The organism is Magnetococcus marinus MC-1 (genome assembly GCF_000014865.1).
In the GTDB taxonomy this organism is placed as follows: Bacteria; Pseudomonadota; Magnetococcia; order Magnetococcales; family Magnetococcaceae; genus Magnetococcus; species Magnetococcus marinus.
The window spans coordinates 4,688,948-4,706,087 of the sequence record NC_008576.1 but is presented as its reverse complement, the minus strand read 5'-3'; the positions used below and the strand labels follow the sequence as shown (position 1 = coordinate 4,706,087).

The window sequence follows — 17,140 nt, the reverse complement described above, 5'->3', positions numbered from 1 at the left end:
CCTCCTTTTTTTATGCATAAAAGGTCCTAACATCCCCCTCCCATTTTTTGCAGCTTTCCGATGTAATGTTTCTGTACAAAAGCCCTTTTCCCTCGTCTACAAATGCGTCAGAATCAGCGGGGCTAACGGATCACACCAAGGAGTTTTAACGATGCATGGAAATCGCTATGCCATAGCACTGCTGATTGCCCTTACGCTAGGGTTGAACGGCTGCTCTTCAGGATTTTGGGGCAGTGATAATAAGGTGGATAAACATCCGCTGGCTAAATTTGGCCAGAAAAAAGTGCTGGACGAGGCCAGAGACAGGGGTGAGATGGCTCTGGATAACCCCTATGCAGGCCAAAGTGCAGAAGATTCCACCTTTTTGTTTGGGGATAAGGACGGGGTTTTGGGGGGTGGGGGTGGCAAGACCGAAGAGGATATCCGCCGCGAAAAGCTCTATGCAGGTGCGTTGCAAGTGGTTATGGCACTGCCCATTAAAGTAGCGGATGGCAATGGCGGTTTTGTGGCGACCGATTGGAAAGTCGACCCAAACCGGCCCGATGTACGCTACCGATTGAATATCTTGGTTACGGGTACCAAACCCTATGGTACCGTTAAGGTGGTGGTGCTCAAACAGTTGCAGACAGCCAATGGTTGGCAAGATAGCCCATCGGATCAGGAGCTGGCCAAACAGATCGCCAAGGCCATTCGCAAAAGCTCTCACCCGGTTCAACTCCAGCCTTGATGGCATGGGGTAGCGGCACACGTTGTAGCAAGGCCATAGTGATGTTGCCCTTGCTACAACATAGGCCGGTCATGCTGTCATCAGGCCTTAAGAGTGAGCCGTCCCTTCCTTTGTTGGGGGTGGGTGTGCAGGTCTGCCGTAGCAAACGGCTCTGCACCGTCTTTAAGGGCCTTTGTTGGCATTAAAAAACGCGCTTAAGCCAATGGCCTAAGCGCGTTTTTTTAAATGCTACCGTGAACACCATGGTTAAGCGGATTTGGGTTTCAACGGCAACGGCAGCGTCAGGTTGATAAAGTCATTACGAATGGGTGGAGTAAGAGTAACGTAACGGTCGGATTTATGGTCCATAAAGTGGAGTTTACCGCCCATGTCGCTGTTGCGTTCCAAAATGCCTTCGGTGATGGATGACGTACAATTTTCCAGGCAGATACCATAGCCATTATATTCGGCAATAACGATGGAAAAGAGCGGTAACACGTTGGTCATATTGGCCAGTTCCGAGTGCTCCAAATAGCCTTTTTCCACCATGCCGTCGGGGGCACCCTGAATAATAGTGGGGTAGTTTCCATAATCCCGGTAATAGGATACCGCCGCTTTGGAGAGTGTCAAAAAAAGACCAAACAGCACGGTGTGCTCATCGGTTGGCATGATGTCGGCTGCACGGCGCTCGCGAATATCGCGCAATTTTGCTAACATCCATAGGATCATCGTTAGGATAAACAGAACCAGTATGTATCTGAACATGGGCCGATTTCTGAAAAAAGGGGTGGTTGAAATCCGAAGTGCCCATTTCTGTTCAAATAGCAGAGAAGAGCCTTCATAAACCGGTTGTCATTGCGTTATATGCATACCTTGTTCCTAATCTGTCATTTTTTTGCGTGGGACGTTGCACAAATAAAAAATAGTTATAGACCCTGTGGGTTAGATGGGTGCTCCCTCTTGGCATAATGGAGAAAACCCCCCGTAATTGCTTGTGGTATGAGAAAAAAAATAAGGTGTAGGCGTGCCTGTTTAAGGGTTCAATATCTATTTTGAAAATGCCATAAATACAGAAGCTTGATAGCATAAAATGGGTTGTTATCCAGCTGATATGGTGGGGGAACTCTGTGAAAAACTTGCAAGAGGTGTAAAAAAAACATTTGCATCGCCCCCCGAACCGATTACCTTATAGTAGATTATCATGTAGTACTAATACTGTGGAATCATGTGGCCCCAAACGGCCCCAACGGAGGAAATGAAGCATGGCTGATAAGCACCTGGACGCTAAAGGACTGAACTGCCCCCTGCCAATTCTGAAGGCCAAAAAGGCACTCAAGGATATGCAACCTGGTCAGATCCTGTCGGTTGAGGCCACCGATCCCGGTTCCGCCAAGGACTTCGAGTCTTTTTGCACCCAGACCGGTAACAAAATGGTCAAGGCTTCGGAGAACGGTGACGTTTTCTATTACGAAATTGAGAAGTGCTAATCTGATAGGGGGGACGCATGTCCGATCAAAAGAGAATGGCGATTATCGCCACCAAAGGTACGCTAGACTGGGCTTATCCCCCGCTGATCCTGGCGACCACCGCCGCTGCGCTGGATTATGAAGTTTCCATCTTCTGGACCTTTTATGGTCTACAAGTGGTGAAAAAACAACGCAATCTGAAAATTTCACCCTTGGGCAACCCTGCCATGCCCATGCCTGTCCCTATGCCCGTGTTGGTGCAAGCGCTGCCCGGTATGGAAGCGATGGCCACCATGATGATGAAGGACAAGATGAAGAAAAAGGGCGTGGCTTCCATTGATGAACTGATGGAGTTGGCCTTGGAAGCTGAAGTCAAGATGATCGCGTGTCAAATGACCGTTGATCTGTTTGATTTCAAACATGAAGAGCTGCTGGATGAGCTGGAGTATGCGGGTGCGGCTAAGTTTTTTGAAGAGGCTGGCAACGCGGACATCACGCTCTATATCTGATGCAAACAGTTTTGGTTGTTTGACCGAATCTGCCAACAAAAAGCCCGGCTCCGCTGGGCTTTTTGCGTTTTTGGTGTTGAGGCGATTGTGGCATGGATTTGAGTGGGTGTGGGGCACGTAGGATGGAAAAAGGGTGAAATATGGGGTTCATGGTACGAGTTATCTGGATTCGCAGCGCGGGATCGGGTAAAAAGGAAGTTTTTCGGAAATCCCACATTTTGGTGGCACCATGAGCAGAGTGTTGGGTTTGTCCGGTTTGCCTGGGTCAGGTGCCTTTTAATGGGTGAGAGGGTTGGGGATCATGAGCGACAAAGTGAGTTCGATCATGTCCACCTATGGACGCTATCCTGTGGCCTTTGAACGGGGTGAAGGGGTGCGCTTGTGGGACACCAATGGACGGGTCTATCTGGATTTTTTGTCCGGTATCGGTGTAAATAATCTGGGTCACAGTCATCCAACTGTGGTCAAGGCGGTGCAGGAGCAGGTGGCGAAATTAACCCACACCTGTAACCTTTACCGTATTCCCAACCAAGAGGCGCTGGCGGCGCGACTGGTGGCCACCTGTTTTGCCGATCAGGTGTTTTTTAGCAACAGCGGTGCCGATGCCAACGAAGCGGCCATCAAGTTGGTGCGTAAATATATGAAGGATCGCGGCCAGCCGGGCCGCTATGAGATCATTACCGCCACCAACTCCTTTCATGGCCGCACCATGGCCACCCTGACAGCGACGGGACAAGAGAAGGTGCAGTCGGGTTTTGAGCCCTTGGTACCTGGTTTCCGCTATGTGCCCTACAATGATATGGAGGCCATGGAGAAGGCGGTCGGTCCCTATACAGCTGCCATTATGGTGGAGCCGATTCAGGGTGAATCGGGGGTGCGGGTACCGGACGCTGACTATTTAAACCAGCTACGGGCGCTGTGCGACCGCAAGGATATTCTGTTGGTGTTGGATGAGGTTCAATCGGGCATGGGGCGCACAGGCAAAATGTGGGCTTACCAGTGGAGCGATATTGAGCCGGATATTATGACCAGTGCCAAGGCGTTGGCCTCTGGGGTGCCCATGGGGGCCTGTTTGGCCCGGCGTGGGGTAGCGGCGGCGTTTGCGCCGGGTTCCCACGGTTCCACCTTTGGGGGCAATCCTTTGAGTGCGGCGGCGGCGTTGGCTACACTGGACGTGATGTTGGCCCCGGATTTTCTGCCCACGGTGCAGGCCCGGGGTGACTATTTCATGAACGCTCTACGCCAATTGGCACAAGGGCGGCGCATGGTTAAGCAGATCCGTGGTCGGGGCTTGATGGTGGCCATGGAGCTTAATGCACCGGGTGAAGAGGTGGCTTCCATCGCGCTTTCCCGTGGTCTGTTGATCAACTGCTGCATGGGCACGGTATTACGGTTTTTGCCACCACTGGTGGTCTCGGAACAAGAGATTGACCAGGGTTTGGCCATTCTGGGGGAAGTACTCTCCGACCTATTCTAAGTTCGCTCCTGTGTTTTTTGGGGGGAACATCAACGACATGGCGAAGAAGCGGTTATGGGTATTCACAATCAACCAAAGCGGGATCTCTTATCCTTGTTTGATCTGCGGGATGAGGAGTTTACCGTTCTTTTTCAACGGGCGACCACGCTCAAGCGTAAGCTAGAGCGGCACGAACCTGTGCACTCGCTGGATGGCCGTACCTTGGCCATGCTGTTTGAAAAATCCTCTACCCGCACGCGGGTCTCGTTTGAGGCAGGCATGTTTCAGTTGGGTGGTAAGGCGCTCTTTTTGTCATCGCGAGACATCCAATTGGGGCGCGGTGAAGGGGTGAAGGATAGTGCGCGGGTGCTGTCACGCTATGTGGATGGCATAATGGTGCGCACTTTTGATCATGCCAATGTGGAGATCATGGCAGAGTATGCCAGCGTGCCGGTAATCAATGGGTTGACCGATACACTGCACCCTTGTCAGGTTTTGGCGGATATTTTTACTTTTGAGGAGAAGCGTGGTTCGCTCAAGGGTAAGCGGGTCGCTTGGGTGGGGGATGGCAACAATATGGCCAACACCTGGATACAGGCGGCGGTGCGTTATGGTTTTCATTTAACGCTGGCCTGCCCGTTGGGCTATGAGCCCGACGGGGATATACTCTCTGCGGCGCGCAAAGAGCTTGCCGAGCGCGAGGTGGATGCCAGCCTTACCCTGGTACGGGACCCCCGGCAGGGGGTGGATCGGGCTCATCTGGTGACCACCGATGTTTGGACCTCTATGGGGCAGGAGGGGGAGAGCGATACCCGCAAGGCGGTTTTTGCGGCCTATCAGGTGGATAGTGGTTTGATGGCGGCGGCGGATGCCGAGGCGCTCTTTATGCACTGTCTGCCCGCCCATCGTGGAGAAGAGGTGACGGCAGCGGTGTTGGAGGGTTCTCAGTCGGTGGTGTGGGATGAAGCGGAGAATCGTCTGCATGTACAGAAGGCGATTTTGGAATTTTTGATGCTGGGTGGCGTGCCTGCGGAGGCTTAAACTCAAGCATCGTTTAGCGTGGAAGGTGAGACCGATGTCCAACGGTATTGATAAGGTTGTGCTGGCTTACTCGGGGGGTTTGGATACCTCCATCATTTTGAAGTGGCTTCAGGATGAGTATCAGTGTGAGGTGGTCGCTTTCTGTGCAGACCTGGGTCAGGCGGAGGAGTTGGAGCCTGCGCGTGCCAAGGCGGAAAAGTTTGGGGTTAAAGAGATCTACATTGATGACCTCAAAGAGGAGTTTGTGCGGGATTTTGTCTTTCCCATGTACCGCGCCAACACATTGTATGAGGGGGTTTACCACCTGGGTACCTCCATTGCGCGGCCCTTGATTGCCAAACGTCAGATTGAAATTGCCAATGCCACAGGTGCCCAAGCGGTCTCTCACGGGGCGACGGGTAAGGGTAATGATCAGGTCCGTTTTGAGCTGGGTTATTATGCGTTGCGTCCCGATATTCGCGTCATTGCACCTTGGCGGGAGTGGGACTTGACCAGCCGTGACAAGCTGTTTGCGTATGCCGAAAAGCATGGTATTCCGGTCCCCACCGACAAGCGTGGTGAGGTCCCTTACTCGATGGACCGCAACCTGCTGCACATCTCCTTTGAGGGCAAGGCGCTGGAGGATCCATGGGTTGAGCCCGATGAAGAGATGTTTGTCTTATCGGTTTCACCGGAAAAGGCCCCCGATCAGGCCACCTATGTGGAGCTGACCTTCCGCCAGGGCGATTTGGTCGCCATTGATGACCAGGAGATGAGCCCCGCCACGCTGCTGGCCAAGCTCAACCAGTTGGGTGGGCGCAACGGCATTGGTCGCTTGGATCTGGTAGAAAACCGCTATGTGGGCATGAAATCACGGGGAGTTTACGAGACCCCGGGTGGCACCATTTTGGGGGTGGCACACCGTGCGATGGAGTCGCTGACGTTGGATCGTGAAGTGGCCCATATGAAAGATGAGTTGATGCCGCGCTATGCCAAGTTGATTTACAACGGCTACTGGTTTTCGCCCGAGCGGGCCATGTTGCAGACGATGATTGATGCCTCGCAGACCTTTGTTAACGGCAAGGTGCGGGTCAAGCTCTACAAGGGCAATGTGGTTGTGGTGGGGCGCCAATCGGAAAACTCACTGTTTGATCCGGCAATCGCTACCTTTGAAGATGATAAAGGTGCCTATAATCAAGCGGATGCAGATGGGTTTATCAAACTTAATGCGCTGCGCATGCGCATTGCGGCGATGCTGCGCAACGGCCCCAAGGTTTAAGCGTGTAGGCCGGGTGCTGGTGTGGGGGCTCTTTCCCGCACCAGCACCAGCTTGCGGCCCGTGGGCGGGTGGTGTGGTCGCTCGGTCCAGGCCGTGAGGTCGCCAGCCTCAGCCGGATGTGCATCCGGGCAGGTGGGCGACGCCGTAGGTAGCGTGCGGTAGTCGTGGGCCAAGTCACCCCCTAAAAAACTCTGGTGCAGTTGGTCTGTCTGTGTCCCTATCCCTTTTGATTCTCTTTTTTATCGTGCCATATCAACCGTTCTAGGAGTGGTCGCATGTCAGACGGCAAACCCATGGGTAAATTGTGGGGGGGGCGCTTTAGCGAACCCACCAACGCCTTTGTGGAGGCCTTTAGTGCCTCCATCGACTATGACGCCCGTCTTTACCGGCACGATATTCGTGGCTCCATTGCCCACTGCGCCATGCTGGGCCGCCAAGGGATTATTCCCCAGGCGGATGCCGAGCGCATTATTCAGGGGTTGCAGCAGGTACGCGGTGAAATTGACCGGGGCGAGATGCACTACAGCAACGCCTTGGAAGATATCCATATGCATGTGGAGAGCCGCCTTACCGAGATCATTGGGCCGGTGGCGGGTAAATTGCACACCGCCCGTTCCCGCAATGATCAGGTGGCGACGGACTTTCGCCTTTATCTACGGGATGAGTTGGATGCCATTGTGCAAGCCATTCGCACCTTGCAAGGGGGGTTGGTGATGCTGGCCGAGCAGCACGCCCATGTGATCATGCCGGGATTTACCCACATGCAGAGCGCCCAGCCCGTCACCTTTGGCCACCATATGATGGCCTATTATGAGATGCTCAAGCGGGACTATGGGCGGTTTAGCGATATGCGCCCCCGGCTTAACCGTATGCCGTTGGGTTCTGCGGCGCTGGCGGGTACCACCTTTCCGTTGGATCGGGAGAGTGTGGCGCGGGAGCTGGAATTTGATGGTCTGTGTGAAAACTCTTTGGATGCGGTTTCGGATCGGGATTTTGCCATTGAGATGATGGCCGCCTGCGCAACCCTGATGATGCACCTATCCCGTTTTTCTGAAGAGCTGATTTTGTGGAGTGCGCCGGCCTACCGTTTTATACGTCTGCCCGATGCCTTTTGCACCGGTTCCAGCATTATGCCGCAGAAAAAAAACCCCGATGTGCCGGAGCTGGTGCGGGGCAAAGTGGGGCGGGTCTATGGGGCGCTAACCAGTGTGTTGACGCTGATGAAAGGGCTACCCCTGGCCTATAACCGGGATATGCAGGAGGATAAAGAGGCGGTTTTTGATGCCGTGGATACGGTGCGCGCCTGCCTGCGGGTGTTTGGGGATATGGTGCCGGGCATACAGCCCCAGGTGGCAACCCTGCGTGGGGCGGCGGGGGCGGGTTTTGCCACCGCGACCGATCTGGCGGATTATCTGGTGCGTAAGCAGATTCCCTTTCGGGAGGCCCATGAAATTGTGGGCACCATTGTGCGCATGGCCGAGCAGCAGGGGGTGGATCTGGATGGGTTGACTCTGGCTGACCTTCAGTCGGTGGATGGCCGGATTGAGTCCGATGTAACGGCCATTTTATCGGTGGAATCCTCCGTCAATGCCCGCCAAGCCATTGGCGGCACTGCCGTTGCAACGGTACGCACCGCCATTGCCATGGCCAAACAGGAGCTTGCTCTGTAATCCTGCCGCTCTGACAAACACCCCACTCTGGATCAATCCGAGCAGTGATGGATCGACCCAGGGTGGGGGTTTGCCCATACCCCTGGGTGCCTGCCTGCTCTATCCCGCTCAAGACGCCTAGACCCGCACGCCTGAAACAACGTATAACAGAGCTTTACCTGACGGATTGGGCTGTCGAGAGCGGCCACCCCAGCGGAGAAGATTTCCATGCGCAGATGGTTAATAGCGGTGATCACCCTAGTGGTCCTTTATGGATGTGGTTATAAAGGGGATCTTTATCTCCCCGATGAGTCCTCGACGAGCAAAAAAGAGCAGAAGCGCTAGCGTTTGCTGGGGCGTTGAGCCAACACGCCTAGGGCCTGGAAAAAGGGTGTGATGCGGCGGCTTGGCCCATGGCACGCTCACCATAGGGGGGAGTCTGCACCCTATGGCTCAGGCGAGAGGCTTGCTGAGTACAGAGGGTGTGCCACGACACTCGCGATTTTAGCCCTAGATGGGGTGTGATGATGGACTATTTTCACTATCAAGATGACCAACTTTTCTGTGAAGAGGTGGCTTTAGAGCAGATCGCGCAAGCGGTGGGAACCCCCTTTTATTGCTATTCAGAGCGAACCTTGTTGCACCATTTACAGGTGTTTCAGCAGGCTTTCGCCAGCCAAGATAGCCTGATCTGTTATTCGGTTAAGGCTAACAGCAATCTGGCTGTGTTGGATGCTTTGGCCAAACAGGGTGCGGGTTTTGATATTGTCTCGGGGGGCGAGTTGGAGCGGGTACGGCGGGTTGGCTGTCCTGGCGAGCGGGTGGTTTTTTCTGGTGTGGGCAAAAGCCGGGCGGAGATTCAGGCCGCTTTGGCCTATGGCGTGCGCATGTTTAATGTGGAGTCGATCCCCGAACTACAGCGCATTCAAGAGGTGGCGCTGGCCATGGATGTGGCGGCCCCGGTGACGCTGCGCATTAATCCCGATGTGGACCCCAAAACCCACCCCTATATCTCCACCGGCTTGAAACGCAATAAGTTTGGTATTCCCTTTGGGGAGGCGGTGGCGGTCTATCAGCAGGCGGCGCAGATGAGCCATGTGCAGGTGGTGGGGCTGGATTGTCACATCGGTTCGCAGCTGACCCAGCTCTCTCCCTTTGTGGATGCCCTCAAGCGGGTGATGGTATTGATTCAGGCGCTCAAGGGCCACGGTATTGAGATTAAAAATCTGGATCTTGGTGGTGGTTTGGGCATCCCCTATGAGGATGGCGATACCCCGCCCAGCCCGGCGGAGCTGGCCGCAGCCCTGCTGGAGCAGTTGGATGGCATGCCGGTGACGGTGATATTAGAGCCTGGGCGTGCCATTGTGGGGAATGCCGGGGTGTTGGTGACGCGGGTGGAGTATGTGAAAAAGGGCGAGCAGCGCCACTTTGTGATTACCGATGCCGGTATGAACGATCTGCTGCGGCCTGCCATCTACAACGCCTACCATGGGGTGATTCCCTTGCAGCGCAAGTTTGACCGTGAGGAGCAGGTGGTGGATGTGGTGGGGCCAATCTGTGAGACCGGTGATTTTTTTGCGCGGGATCGCTATTTGAGTGAGGTGTATCAGGGCGAACTGCTGGCGGTGCGCTCGGCGGGGGCCTACGGTTTTGTGATGAGCAGCAACTACAACACCCGCCCACGGGTGGCGGAAGTGTTGGTGCGTGGGGATCGCTACGCGGTGGTGCGCAAGCGGGAGAGCGTGGCGCAGCTGTTGGAGAATGAGTCCCTGTTTGAGGATGCCTGACCGTGGGTGAACGCTTTATTAAAATGCACGGCCTGGGCAATGATTTTGTGGTGTTGGATCACCTGGAGAGCCCTCGTGAATTAAGCCCCCAGGAGGCCCGCTTTTGGGCCGACCGGCGGCGCGGCGTGGGGTGTGATCAGGTGGTGCAGCTCCTGCCCGGCGTCGAGGGGGGAGATGCCCAGATGCGCATCTATAACCCGGATGGCTCCCGGGCGGAGATGTGCGGTAATGCCATGCGCTGTGTGGGTCTCTATCTGCATGAGCAGCGGGGGATGGCGGCGGCCTTGGCGGTGGAGACGCTGGCGGGGATCATGCGCCCACAGGTGACGTCGGCCTTGGCCATTACGGTGGATATGGGTCGGCCCCAATGGGCAGGGCGGGCGATTCCGCTGGACCAGGATGGGGAGATGATTGACGCACCGCTGGAGGTTGGCGGGCAGAGCTACCGCATGACGGCGCTCTCCATGGGCAACCCCCATGGGGTGGTGCGGGTCGCGGATGCCGAAGGGTTTGAGCTGGCCAAGGTGGGGCCTTTGGTGGAGCACCATGCGCTGTTTCCCAATCGGATTAATTTTGAGGTGGTGCAGGTGCTCAGCCGGTCGCGTATCCGCATGCGGGTATGGGAGCGGGGGGCGGGTATCACCCCGGCGTGTGGCACTGGGGCCTGTGCGGCGGCGGTGGCCTGCATGCGGCAGGGTTGGGTGGAGCGCGACTGTACGGTGGTGCTGGATGGGGGTGAGCTACAGATTGTTTGGTTGGAGAGTGATCGGGTAATGATGAGCGGGCCCGCGACAGAGGTCTTTCGGGGTGAGCTGGTGGGGCTACCCGCTGGGTTTTAGCAGACCAAGGTAGGGGGTTGTGCCCTGGGGTTGGTGGCGCGGGCATGGGGCGGCGCAACGGGGCAGCGGCGTTGGTTTGCGGTGGTTGGAAGGGGAAAATTGGAGAGCATGAACCGGACAAGGTAGTGTTTGGGGGCCGCTCTACTCACGCTGTTGGTGAAGGGGTTGGCCGTGCGGGCGCCTCTTCGATAATTTCACGCCATGTTGGAGCCGATTCCATGCAGTTCATCGATCTAAAAACCCAGTATCTCGCTTATCAGGCTGAGATTGACGCCGCCATGAAGGATGTGGTGGATACGGTGCGTTTTATTAATGGCCCTTGGATTGGCGACCTGGAGCGGGACCTGGCCGCTTTTGTGGGGGTCAAGCATGCCATTGGGGTCTCTTCGGGCACCGATGCTCTGCTGGCGCTGTTGATGTCCTGGGGCATTGGCCCTGGGGATGAGGTGATTACCACCGCCTTTACCTTTATTGCCACGGCGGAGGTGATTGCTTTGGTAGGGGCCAAGCCGGTGTTTGTGGATATTGAGCCCGACACCCTGAATATTGACCCGGTTAAGGTGGAGGCGGCCATAACCCCCAACACCAAGCTTATTCTGCCGGTTTCGCTGTATGGTCAGTGTGCCGACTATGTGGCGCTCAATGCCATTGGTGCCAAGTATGGTATCCCTGTGTTGGAGGATGCCTGTCAATCCTTGGGTTCCAGCTTTCAGGGCAAGCGCTCCTGTGCGCTGACCGAGGCGGCGGCGACCTCCTTTTTTCCGGCCAAGCCGTTGGGCTGTTTTGGGGATGGGGGCATGGTCTTTACCGACAATGACGAGCTGGCCGAAAAGGTGCGCCAAGTTAAAGATCATGGTCAATCGGCCCGCTATCAACACGGCTTTTTAGGCATCAATGGACGTCTGGACTCCATTCAAGCGGCGGTATTGGGGGCCAAGCTGCCCCACTTCCAGGATGAGATTGACGCCCGTCAGCGCATTGCCAACCGCTATATCGAGGGGTTGCAGGGCCATGTGCAGACCCCCATTATTCGTGCGGGTAATATCAGCGTGTTTGCCCAGTTTACCGTGCGGGTTGCCAACCGCGACGCCGTGCAAAAGGTGATGGGGGAGCATGGGGTGCCGACAGCGGTACACTACCCCATTCCACTGCCGCATCAGCCGGTCTTTAAGGCCATCCGCGCCAAGAGTGGCGAAGCGGAGCCCTGCTTCCCTGAGTCGGAGAAGGCCGCAGCAGAGGTGATGAGTCTGCCCATGCACCCATTCTTGAGCGAGGCGGATCAAGATAAGGTGGTGGAGACCCTCATCCAAGCGGTTAAGGGCGCATAGAGCGGTTAGGGTGGCTCGGTACCGGTTGGTGCCGAGCCCCTCATTTGAGGGGGGGCCTGGCTGGCTCCATCCATCGCCACCGCCGCCCCGCCCGCGCATCAACCACCTTGTCCCGCCCTGGGAGCTTTTCCCACCCATGTATGCCCTGGTTGCTCTTACCGGCGCACGTGACGCCTCGTTTTCTTATAAAATTCCTGCTGAGCTGGCCGATGGGTGTCACCCGGGTTATCTGGTGTTGGTGCCGGTGGGCAATAGCCTGCGTACCGGGGTGGTGTGGGCGTGCAGTGCCACCCCCCAGTGGTGCGAGGGGGAGCTGAAAGAGATTGAAGAGGTGCTCAGTGATGAGTCGCTGCTGGATGATGAGCTGCGGCAGCTGCTGAACTGGATGATCCGCTACTACCATCAACCCGCCGGTGCGGTGATTACCGCCGCCTTGCCGGGCCACCTGCGCTACGACCGTAAACAGCGCATCCGTTGGAACCCCGCCGCAGACCCAACCACCCTGGCCCAACAGCCCGCAGCGCTGCAAGCCATCGCCACCGCCCTGCAAAAGCGCAGCAATGGCCTGACCGAGGAGACCTTGGCGCGGAATCATGGCCGCCGGGGGCTGAGCCGCCGTTTAAAGCAGTTGGAGATGGCGGGCTATATCCTGACCGAACAGAGTTGGAACGCCCGGCATACGGCCACGGAGGCGGCGGAGAGCCCTACGTCGCGGGTGATGCAGGCGGCCCCGCCGCTCAATGAGCAGCAACAGCAGGCGGTGGGTCAGTTGGTGGCGGCGCTGGAGGCTCAACACTTTGCGGCCTTTTTGCTGGATGGCGTGACCGGCTCGGGCAAGACCGAGGTCTATTTTCGTGGGGTGGAGCACTGTTTGGCCCAGGGTAGGCAGGCGTTGCTGCTGGTGCCAGAGATCGCCTTGACGCCGCAGTTGATCCAGCGCTACGAGGCCCGTTTTCATGAAAATCTGGCGGTCTTTCACTCCGAGATGAGCGCCGCCCGCCGCTATCGCGATTGGCAACGTGCCAAGAGTGGCGCAGCACGGGTGGTGATTGGGGCGCGTAGTGCCCTGTTTGCCCCCTTTGCCAAGCTGGGGCTGATTGTGGTGGATGAGGAGCATGAGGGCTCCTACAAGCAGGAGGAGGGGGTGCCCTACAACGCCCGTGACATGGCGGTGGTGCGGGCGCGTATGAACCAAGCGGTCTTGGTGTTGGGCAGCGCGACCCCCTCGATGGAGAGCCTCTACAATGCCCAGCAGGGGCGTTATCACCACCTGCACCTCACCCAGCGGGCCACCGGGGTTGCCCTGCCCCCGGTGCAGGTGATCAATCTGGCGGATAAAAAAAATTTGCAAGGGCTGCCCTTTGGCACCCTGTTGAGCCATCCCCTGCGGCAGGCGATGCAGCAGGTGTGGCAGGCGGGTAAACAGAGTCTGCTGTTTCTCAATCGGCGTGGTTTTGCCCCGGCCATTTTATGTAATTTATGTGGGATCACGGTGAGTTGTCCCAACTGTTCGGTGGCGCTTACCCTGCACAAAGGGGCGGCCAAGTTGGTGTGCCACTATTGTGACCATGTGCAGGGGGTGCCGGATCTGTGCCCCAACTGCAAGCAGTTGGGGTTGATTCAGTTTGGGCCGGGCACGGAGCGCTTGCAGTTGGAGGTAGAGAGCTGTTTTCCCGAGGCACGGGTGGCCCGTTTGGACCGGGATGCGGTGGCTCAAAGCGGCGCCATGGAACGTATTCTCAAGCAGTTTCATGAGGGGCAGATTGATATTTTGGTGGGCACGCAGATGGTAGCCAAGGGGCACCATTTTCCCCGTTTAACGCTGGTGGGGGTGGTCTTGGCGGAGACCACCTTGAGCATGCCCGATTTTCGGGCAGCGGAGCGCACTTTTCAGCTTATTACCCAGGTCGCGGGGCGGGCGGGCCGCGAGGCAGAGGTGGGGCAGGTCTATGTCCAGAGCTTTGATCCTGCCCACTATGCCATTCAGGCGGCCATGGCCCATGATGCCGACCGCTTTGCCGATGCGGAGTTTGGTTTTCGTCAATTGGTGGGGTATCCCCCCTTTAAGCGCATGGCGGTGCTGCGTTTTTCCACCCCCAATGTGCAAGAGGGTGGGCATTTTATCCATGAGCTGCGGCGCTTGGTGCCGGATCAGCCGGGGGTGGTGGTGTTGGGTCCCGCCCCGGCCCCGTTGTTTAAGCTACGCAACCGTTTTCGCTGGCAGTTGATGATTAAGGCCGAGACGGTGCAGGGGGTACACGCCATGGTCAGCCAACTGCTACAGATTGCCCAGCCCATGGCGGGCCGCAAAATCCGCGTGGATGTGGACATCGACCCCTACGGTTTTGTGTAGGGTGGGAGAATAGGCTGGGCCAGCGGAGCGGGTTTGGTTTGTGGCCATAAAAACAGCGCCCGGGTCACGGGACGCGGGCGCTGTTTTTATGGCGTAAGCCGCGAGGTTGGTTCCCGCTTAGGCTGGAACGTAGGGGCGGCCATTGATCTCTTCAAAAATCTCATGCACATGCATGATACGGTCATGGCGGGTGGCATTGGTGCCGGTAAAGACCAGCCCCTTTTGCATATCCCCCTGCTGGGCGAGGTGCAGCGCCTCGGCAATGCAGAAGGTCTCTTTATCATCCCGGCAGCGGCAGTGCTCCAGGCAGGTGGCAATACACTTCATACCCACCTCTTCACCACGGAACAGATCATTGGTAAAGTTGGTGCTCAGTGCCCGCCCCGGCAGACCAGCTGGGGAGTCGATAATCACCACATCCCCCTCTTTAGAGTCGATAAAGGACTGTTTAAAGCTGTCTGCCGCATCGCACTCATAGGTGCAGATAAAGCGGCTGGCCATCTGTACCCCTTTGGCCCCCAGCGCAAACATGGCATCAATGTCCTGGCGGTCCCAGATACCCCCCGCAACGATGATGGGAATATCCCCGCCATACTCCTGCTGGGACCACTCGGCCAGTTGGGGCACCACCACCTCAGAGCTGTGTTCCGCGCCATACAGTTGATCGCGGGAGACCCCCAAATGCCCACCGGCCTTGTTAGGATCTTCAAACACAAAGGCATCGGGCAGGCGCTGATAGGTCTTTAACCAGCGCTTGGCCAGCAGTTTACCCGCCCGTAAAGAGGAGATAATGGGGACCAAGGCGGTTTTGGGATAGTCGGCGGCAAACTCCGGCAGGCGCAGCGGTAGCCCCGCCCCAGAGATAATCATATCCGCGCCACACTCAACCGAGGTACGTACCATCGCCTCATAATCGCGAATGGCCACCATGCAGTTGGTACCGATGACACCATGGGGGGATTTTTCCCGCGCCCACTGGATCTCATCGGTCAACGCCTTGATGTTGGCTTTGTAATAGTCCCGTCCCTTTTTGTAGTACTTGGAGGCTAGGGAGAGGGCCACTGTGGCAATAATGCCACCGCCCCCGGCATTGGCCACCGCAGCGGCCAAATTGTGCGCAGAGACGCGCACGCCCATGCCACCCTGGATGATGGGGACAGGTAAGGTGTGTTCGCCAATCCGAAGAGATGGCAAAGGGGAATAAGTCGTCGGTGCGTTCATGGACCCATTTTATACCGGAATAACCGTAACCACACAACTGCTTACGGTGGTGATACCCTGGGAAAAACCAACACCACATCGCAAAAAGGCGTTCAGCCGTATAGAAAATTCCCTAACGGCTTAAAAGGACATTTTAGCCATGGATGAAAAGCACTCCCTCCCTTTTGCCCTCTTTTTTTAGACCTGTCCAATCCACCAAGGGTTGCAAGGGGGGGTGATTTAAAGTGTTCCCCCTTGCATCCTTTGGTGTGCTTGCATAAAGGTTATGCCCAACTTGCCCAAGCGGGTTTGGTTACCTGCAAGGGGGTTTGCCCCAGCATCAGCGGTTTACCCGACTCCCAATCAGAAACGCGAATAATGGCCAAGGCTTCACCGCCAGCGGGGGAGATGCTGGTAAGGTGACCGGCCTCTTTATCCTCGCCCACCGAGATAATATCACCCAGCTTGGGGGATGCCGCCTCTTGCCAGCGGACCTGGAACAGACGTTTTTTGAGGGTGCCCCGATGGTGGGTGCGGGCGGTGGTCTCCTGCCCCACATAGCAGCCCTTGGTAAAGTCCACCCCTTGCATCTCCAGAAAACCTGCCTCTAGGGGCAGGGTGATGTCGGCCTCCAGATCGTTGCCGCCACGGGGCAGGGCCTGGGCCACACGGTAGCTCTCCCAAGCGTGGAAGCCCACGGGAGTGGCTTGGGCCGCTTGCAGACGCTCCCACAAATTGGGCAGTTGCGCCTGTTCGGCCACCAAGCGCCAGCCGAAGGCGGCATGGCGGGGATCTTTTAACACCAGCACGCCGGCCTCTGGGGCAACGGTGGTGCCGGGTTCTTGGTTGGCAAAGTCAATATCGGCATAAAGCCGAGTCAATACCTGTGGGGCTTGGGGGCCGGTCACGATTAAGCTGCCCAATGTTGTGCTGGCATCGCTCACTTTGGCTTTGGCCCGTAGCAGATACATGGACAGCCGACCAATCAGATTTTGAATGCCTGGCTCGGTGAGCAGCAGTAGGCGCGGGTTTTCGTCCATCTGCTGTTCCGCGATGATAAAATCCCAGAGATAACGGCCTTGGGGGGTGAGCAGCCCCGCATAGATGGCGCATTCCGGCGTCACCCGTTTGATCTGATTGGTGATTAATCCAGAGAGAAAATCTTTACGCTCATCCCCGGTAATGGTGGCGACACCGGTGTGGCTCCAGTCCACCAAGGCGGCCCCCTGGGCCAGTGCGGCATGCTCTTGCGCGGCATCGCTAAAGGTCATCACAACCTTGCAACCACGCTCTTCACCCCACTGCGAAACTTGATTAAAATGGTGTTCAAGCAGACTCACGACAAAAACTCCCTTGTCAATTTCCCTACACCGTCCTCACAATGCAGACTTATGGAACTCTACAAGGTTCCCGACTCTCAAAGCGAGACTTCCTGAACATCAGGCTGCATAATCCCTGATTTGGAAGCGTTCGGGCCACGCCCTGCCCTGATTTTTTGGATCAGGTGTAGCGCTGGCGTCACCCTGACATTCAGCATGCCCGGTTCTC

The 17,140-nt window shown here is 56.7% G+C and carries 15 protein-coding genes; 12 read left to right on the top strand and 3 right to left on the bottom strand.

Annotation, left to right across the window (positions count from 1 at the left end):
- Positions 1-151: 151 nt before the first annotated feature.
- Positions 152-727 carry a DUF3576 domain-containing protein gene (locus MMC1_RS19270; RefSeq protein ID WP_011715285.1) on the top strand — a complete coding sequence of 192 codons (576 nt, stop codon included), beginning with the start codon at positions 152-154 and terminating at the stop codon, positions 725-727.
- A gap of 246 nt (positions 728-973) precedes the next feature.
- On the opposite strand, the gene MMC1_RS19260 is transcribed toward MMC1_RS19270, so the two are convergent.
- Complete coding sequence (locus MMC1_RS19260) at positions 974-1,423, bottom strand: hypothetical protein (RefSeq protein ID WP_041641501.1); 450 nt, start codon at positions 1,421-1,423, stop codon at positions 974-976.
- A 545-nt stretch (positions 1,424-1,968) separates the two neighbouring features.
- On the opposite strand from MMC1_RS19260, the gene MMC1_RS19255 reads away from it, so the two are divergent.
- From MMC1_RS19255 to priA, 11 genes are all read left to right on the top strand, one after another.
- Positions 1,969-2,193 carry a sulfurtransferase TusA family protein gene (locus tag MMC1_RS19255; RefSeq protein WP_011715283.1) on the top strand — a complete coding sequence of 75 codons (225 nt, stop codon included), beginning with the start codon at positions 1,969-1,971 and terminating at the stop codon, positions 2,191-2,193.
- A 17-nt stretch (positions 2,194-2,210) separates the two neighbouring features.
- Positions 2,211-2,681, top strand: a complete 471-nt coding sequence (gene dsrE2, locus MMC1_RS19250; RefSeq protein WP_011715282.1) for a sulfur carrier protein DsrE2 — start codon at positions 2,211-2,213, stop codon at positions 2,679-2,681.
- A gap of 301 nt (positions 2,682-2,982) precedes the next feature.
- On the top strand, positions 2,983-4,158 hold the full coding sequence (locus tag MMC1_RS19245) for an aspartate aminotransferase family protein (protein WP_011715281.1): 1,176 nt from the start codon (positions 2,983-2,985) through the stop codon (positions 4,156-4,158).
- Between the two features lie 54 nt (positions 4,159-4,212).
- Positions 4,213-5,178 carry an ornithine carbamoyltransferase gene (gene argF, locus MMC1_RS19240; RefSeq protein ID WP_011715280.1) on the top strand — a complete coding sequence of 322 codons (966 nt, stop codon included), beginning with the start codon at positions 4,213-4,215 and terminating at the stop codon, positions 5,176-5,178.
- A gap of 34 nt (positions 5,179-5,212) precedes the next feature.
- Positions 5,213-6,436, top strand: coding sequence for an argininosuccinate synthase (locus MMC1_RS19235; protein ID WP_011715279.1), 1,224 nt, complete (start codon positions 5,213-5,215; stop codon positions 6,434-6,436).
- A 275-nt stretch (positions 6,437-6,711) separates the two neighbouring features.
- Entirely contained in the window at positions 6,712-8,106 is a 1,395-nt protein-coding gene (gene argH, locus MMC1_RS19230; RefSeq protein WP_011715278.1) for an argininosuccinate lyase, read from the top strand.
- Positions 8,107-8,313: 207 nt separating this feature from the next.
- The gene (lptM, locus tag MMC1_RS21440) at positions 8,314-8,430 is read left to right on the top strand and encodes an LPS translocon maturation chaperone LptM (RefSeq protein WP_081436367.1); all 117 of its coding nucleotides are present in this window, start codon (positions 8,314-8,316) and stop codon (positions 8,428-8,430) included.
- Between the two features lie 182 nt (positions 8,431-8,612).
- Entirely contained in the window at positions 8,613-9,872 is a 1,260-nt protein-coding gene (lysA, locus tag MMC1_RS19225; protein ID WP_011715277.1) for a diaminopimelate decarboxylase, read from the top strand.
- A gap of 2 nt (positions 9,873-9,874) precedes the next feature.
- Positions 9,875-10,711, top strand: coding sequence for a diaminopimelate epimerase (dapF, locus tag MMC1_RS19220; RefSeq protein ID WP_011715276.1), 837 nt, complete (start codon positions 9,875-9,877; stop codon positions 10,709-10,711).
- Positions 10,712-10,929: 218 nt separating this feature from the next.
- Positions 10,930-12,039, top strand: a complete 1,110-nt coding sequence (locus MMC1_RS19215) for a DegT/DnrJ/EryC1/StrS family aminotransferase (protein ID WP_011715275.1) — start codon at positions 10,930-10,932, stop codon at positions 12,037-12,039.
- 136 nt (positions 12,040-12,175) lie between these two features.
- Positions 12,176-14,392 (top strand): replication restart helicase PriA, encoded by a 2,217-nt coding sequence (priA, locus tag MMC1_RS19210; protein WP_011715274.1) that lies wholly within the window; start codon positions 12,176-12,178, stop codon positions 14,390-14,392.
- 117 nt (positions 14,393-14,509) lie between these two features.
- On the opposite strand, the gene MMC1_RS19205 is transcribed toward priA, so the two are convergent.
- Together MMC1_RS19205 and ygfZ are read right to left on the bottom strand one after the other, a co-directional pair.
- Positions 14,510-15,613 (bottom strand): NAD(P)H-dependent flavin oxidoreductase, encoded by a 1,104-nt coding sequence (locus tag MMC1_RS19205; RefSeq protein WP_041641496.1) that lies wholly within the window; start codon positions 15,611-15,613, stop codon positions 14,510-14,512.
- Between the two features lie 263 nt (positions 15,614-15,876).
- On the bottom strand, positions 15,877-16,932 hold the full coding sequence (gene ygfZ / locus MMC1_RS19200) for a CAF17-like 4Fe-4S cluster assembly/insertion protein YgfZ (RefSeq protein ID WP_041641493.1): 1,056 nt from the start codon (positions 16,930-16,932) through the stop codon (positions 15,877-15,879).
- Positions 16,933-17,140 lie beyond the last annotated feature (208 nt).

Coding starts and splice junctions, on each gene's coding strand:
- priA (WP_011715274.1), top strand. CDS start 12,176: ATGTATGCCCTGGTTGCTCTTACCGGCGCACGTGACGCCTCGTTTTCT.
- lysA (WP_011715277.1), top strand. CDS start 8,613: ATGGACTATTTTCACTATCAAGATGACCAACTTTTCTGTGAAGAGGTG.
- MMC1_RS19255 (WP_011715283.1), top strand. CDS start 1,969: ATGGCTGATAAGCACCTGGACGCTAAAGGACTGAACTGCCCCCTGCCA.
- MMC1_RS19260 (WP_041641501.1), bottom strand. CDS start 1,423: ATGTTAGCAAAATTGCGCGATATTCGCGAGCGCCGTGCAGCCGACATC.
- MMC1_RS19215 (WP_011715275.1), top strand. CDS start 10,930: ATGCAGTTCATCGATCTAAAAACCCAGTATCTCGCTTATCAGGCTGAG.
- dsrE2 (WP_011715282.1), top strand. CDS start 2,211: ATGTCCGATCAAAAGAGAATGGCGATTATCGCCACCAAAGGTACGCTA.
- MMC1_RS19245 (WP_011715281.1), top strand. CDS start 2,983: ATGAGCGACAAAGTGAGTTCGATCATGTCCACCTATGGACGCTATCCT.
- argF (WP_011715280.1), top strand. CDS start 4,213: ATGGGTATTCACAATCAACCAAAGCGGGATCTCTTATCCTTGTTTGAT.
- MMC1_RS19270 (WP_011715285.1), top strand. CDS start 152: ATGCATGGAAATCGCTATGCCATAGCACTGCTGATTGCCCTTACGCTA.
- MMC1_RS19205 (WP_041641496.1), bottom strand. CDS start 15,613: ATGAACGCACCGACGACTTATTCCCCTTTGCCATCTCTTCGGATTGGC.
- lptM (WP_081436367.1), top strand. CDS start 8,314: ATGCGCAGATGGTTAATAGCGGTGATCACCCTAGTGGTCCTTTATGGA.
- MMC1_RS19235 (WP_011715279.1), top strand. CDS start 5,213: ATGTCCAACGGTATTGATAAGGTTGTGCTGGCTTACTCGGGGGGTTTG.
- argH (WP_011715278.1), top strand. CDS start 6,712: ATGTCAGACGGCAAACCCATGGGTAAATTGTGGGGGGGGCGCTTTAGC.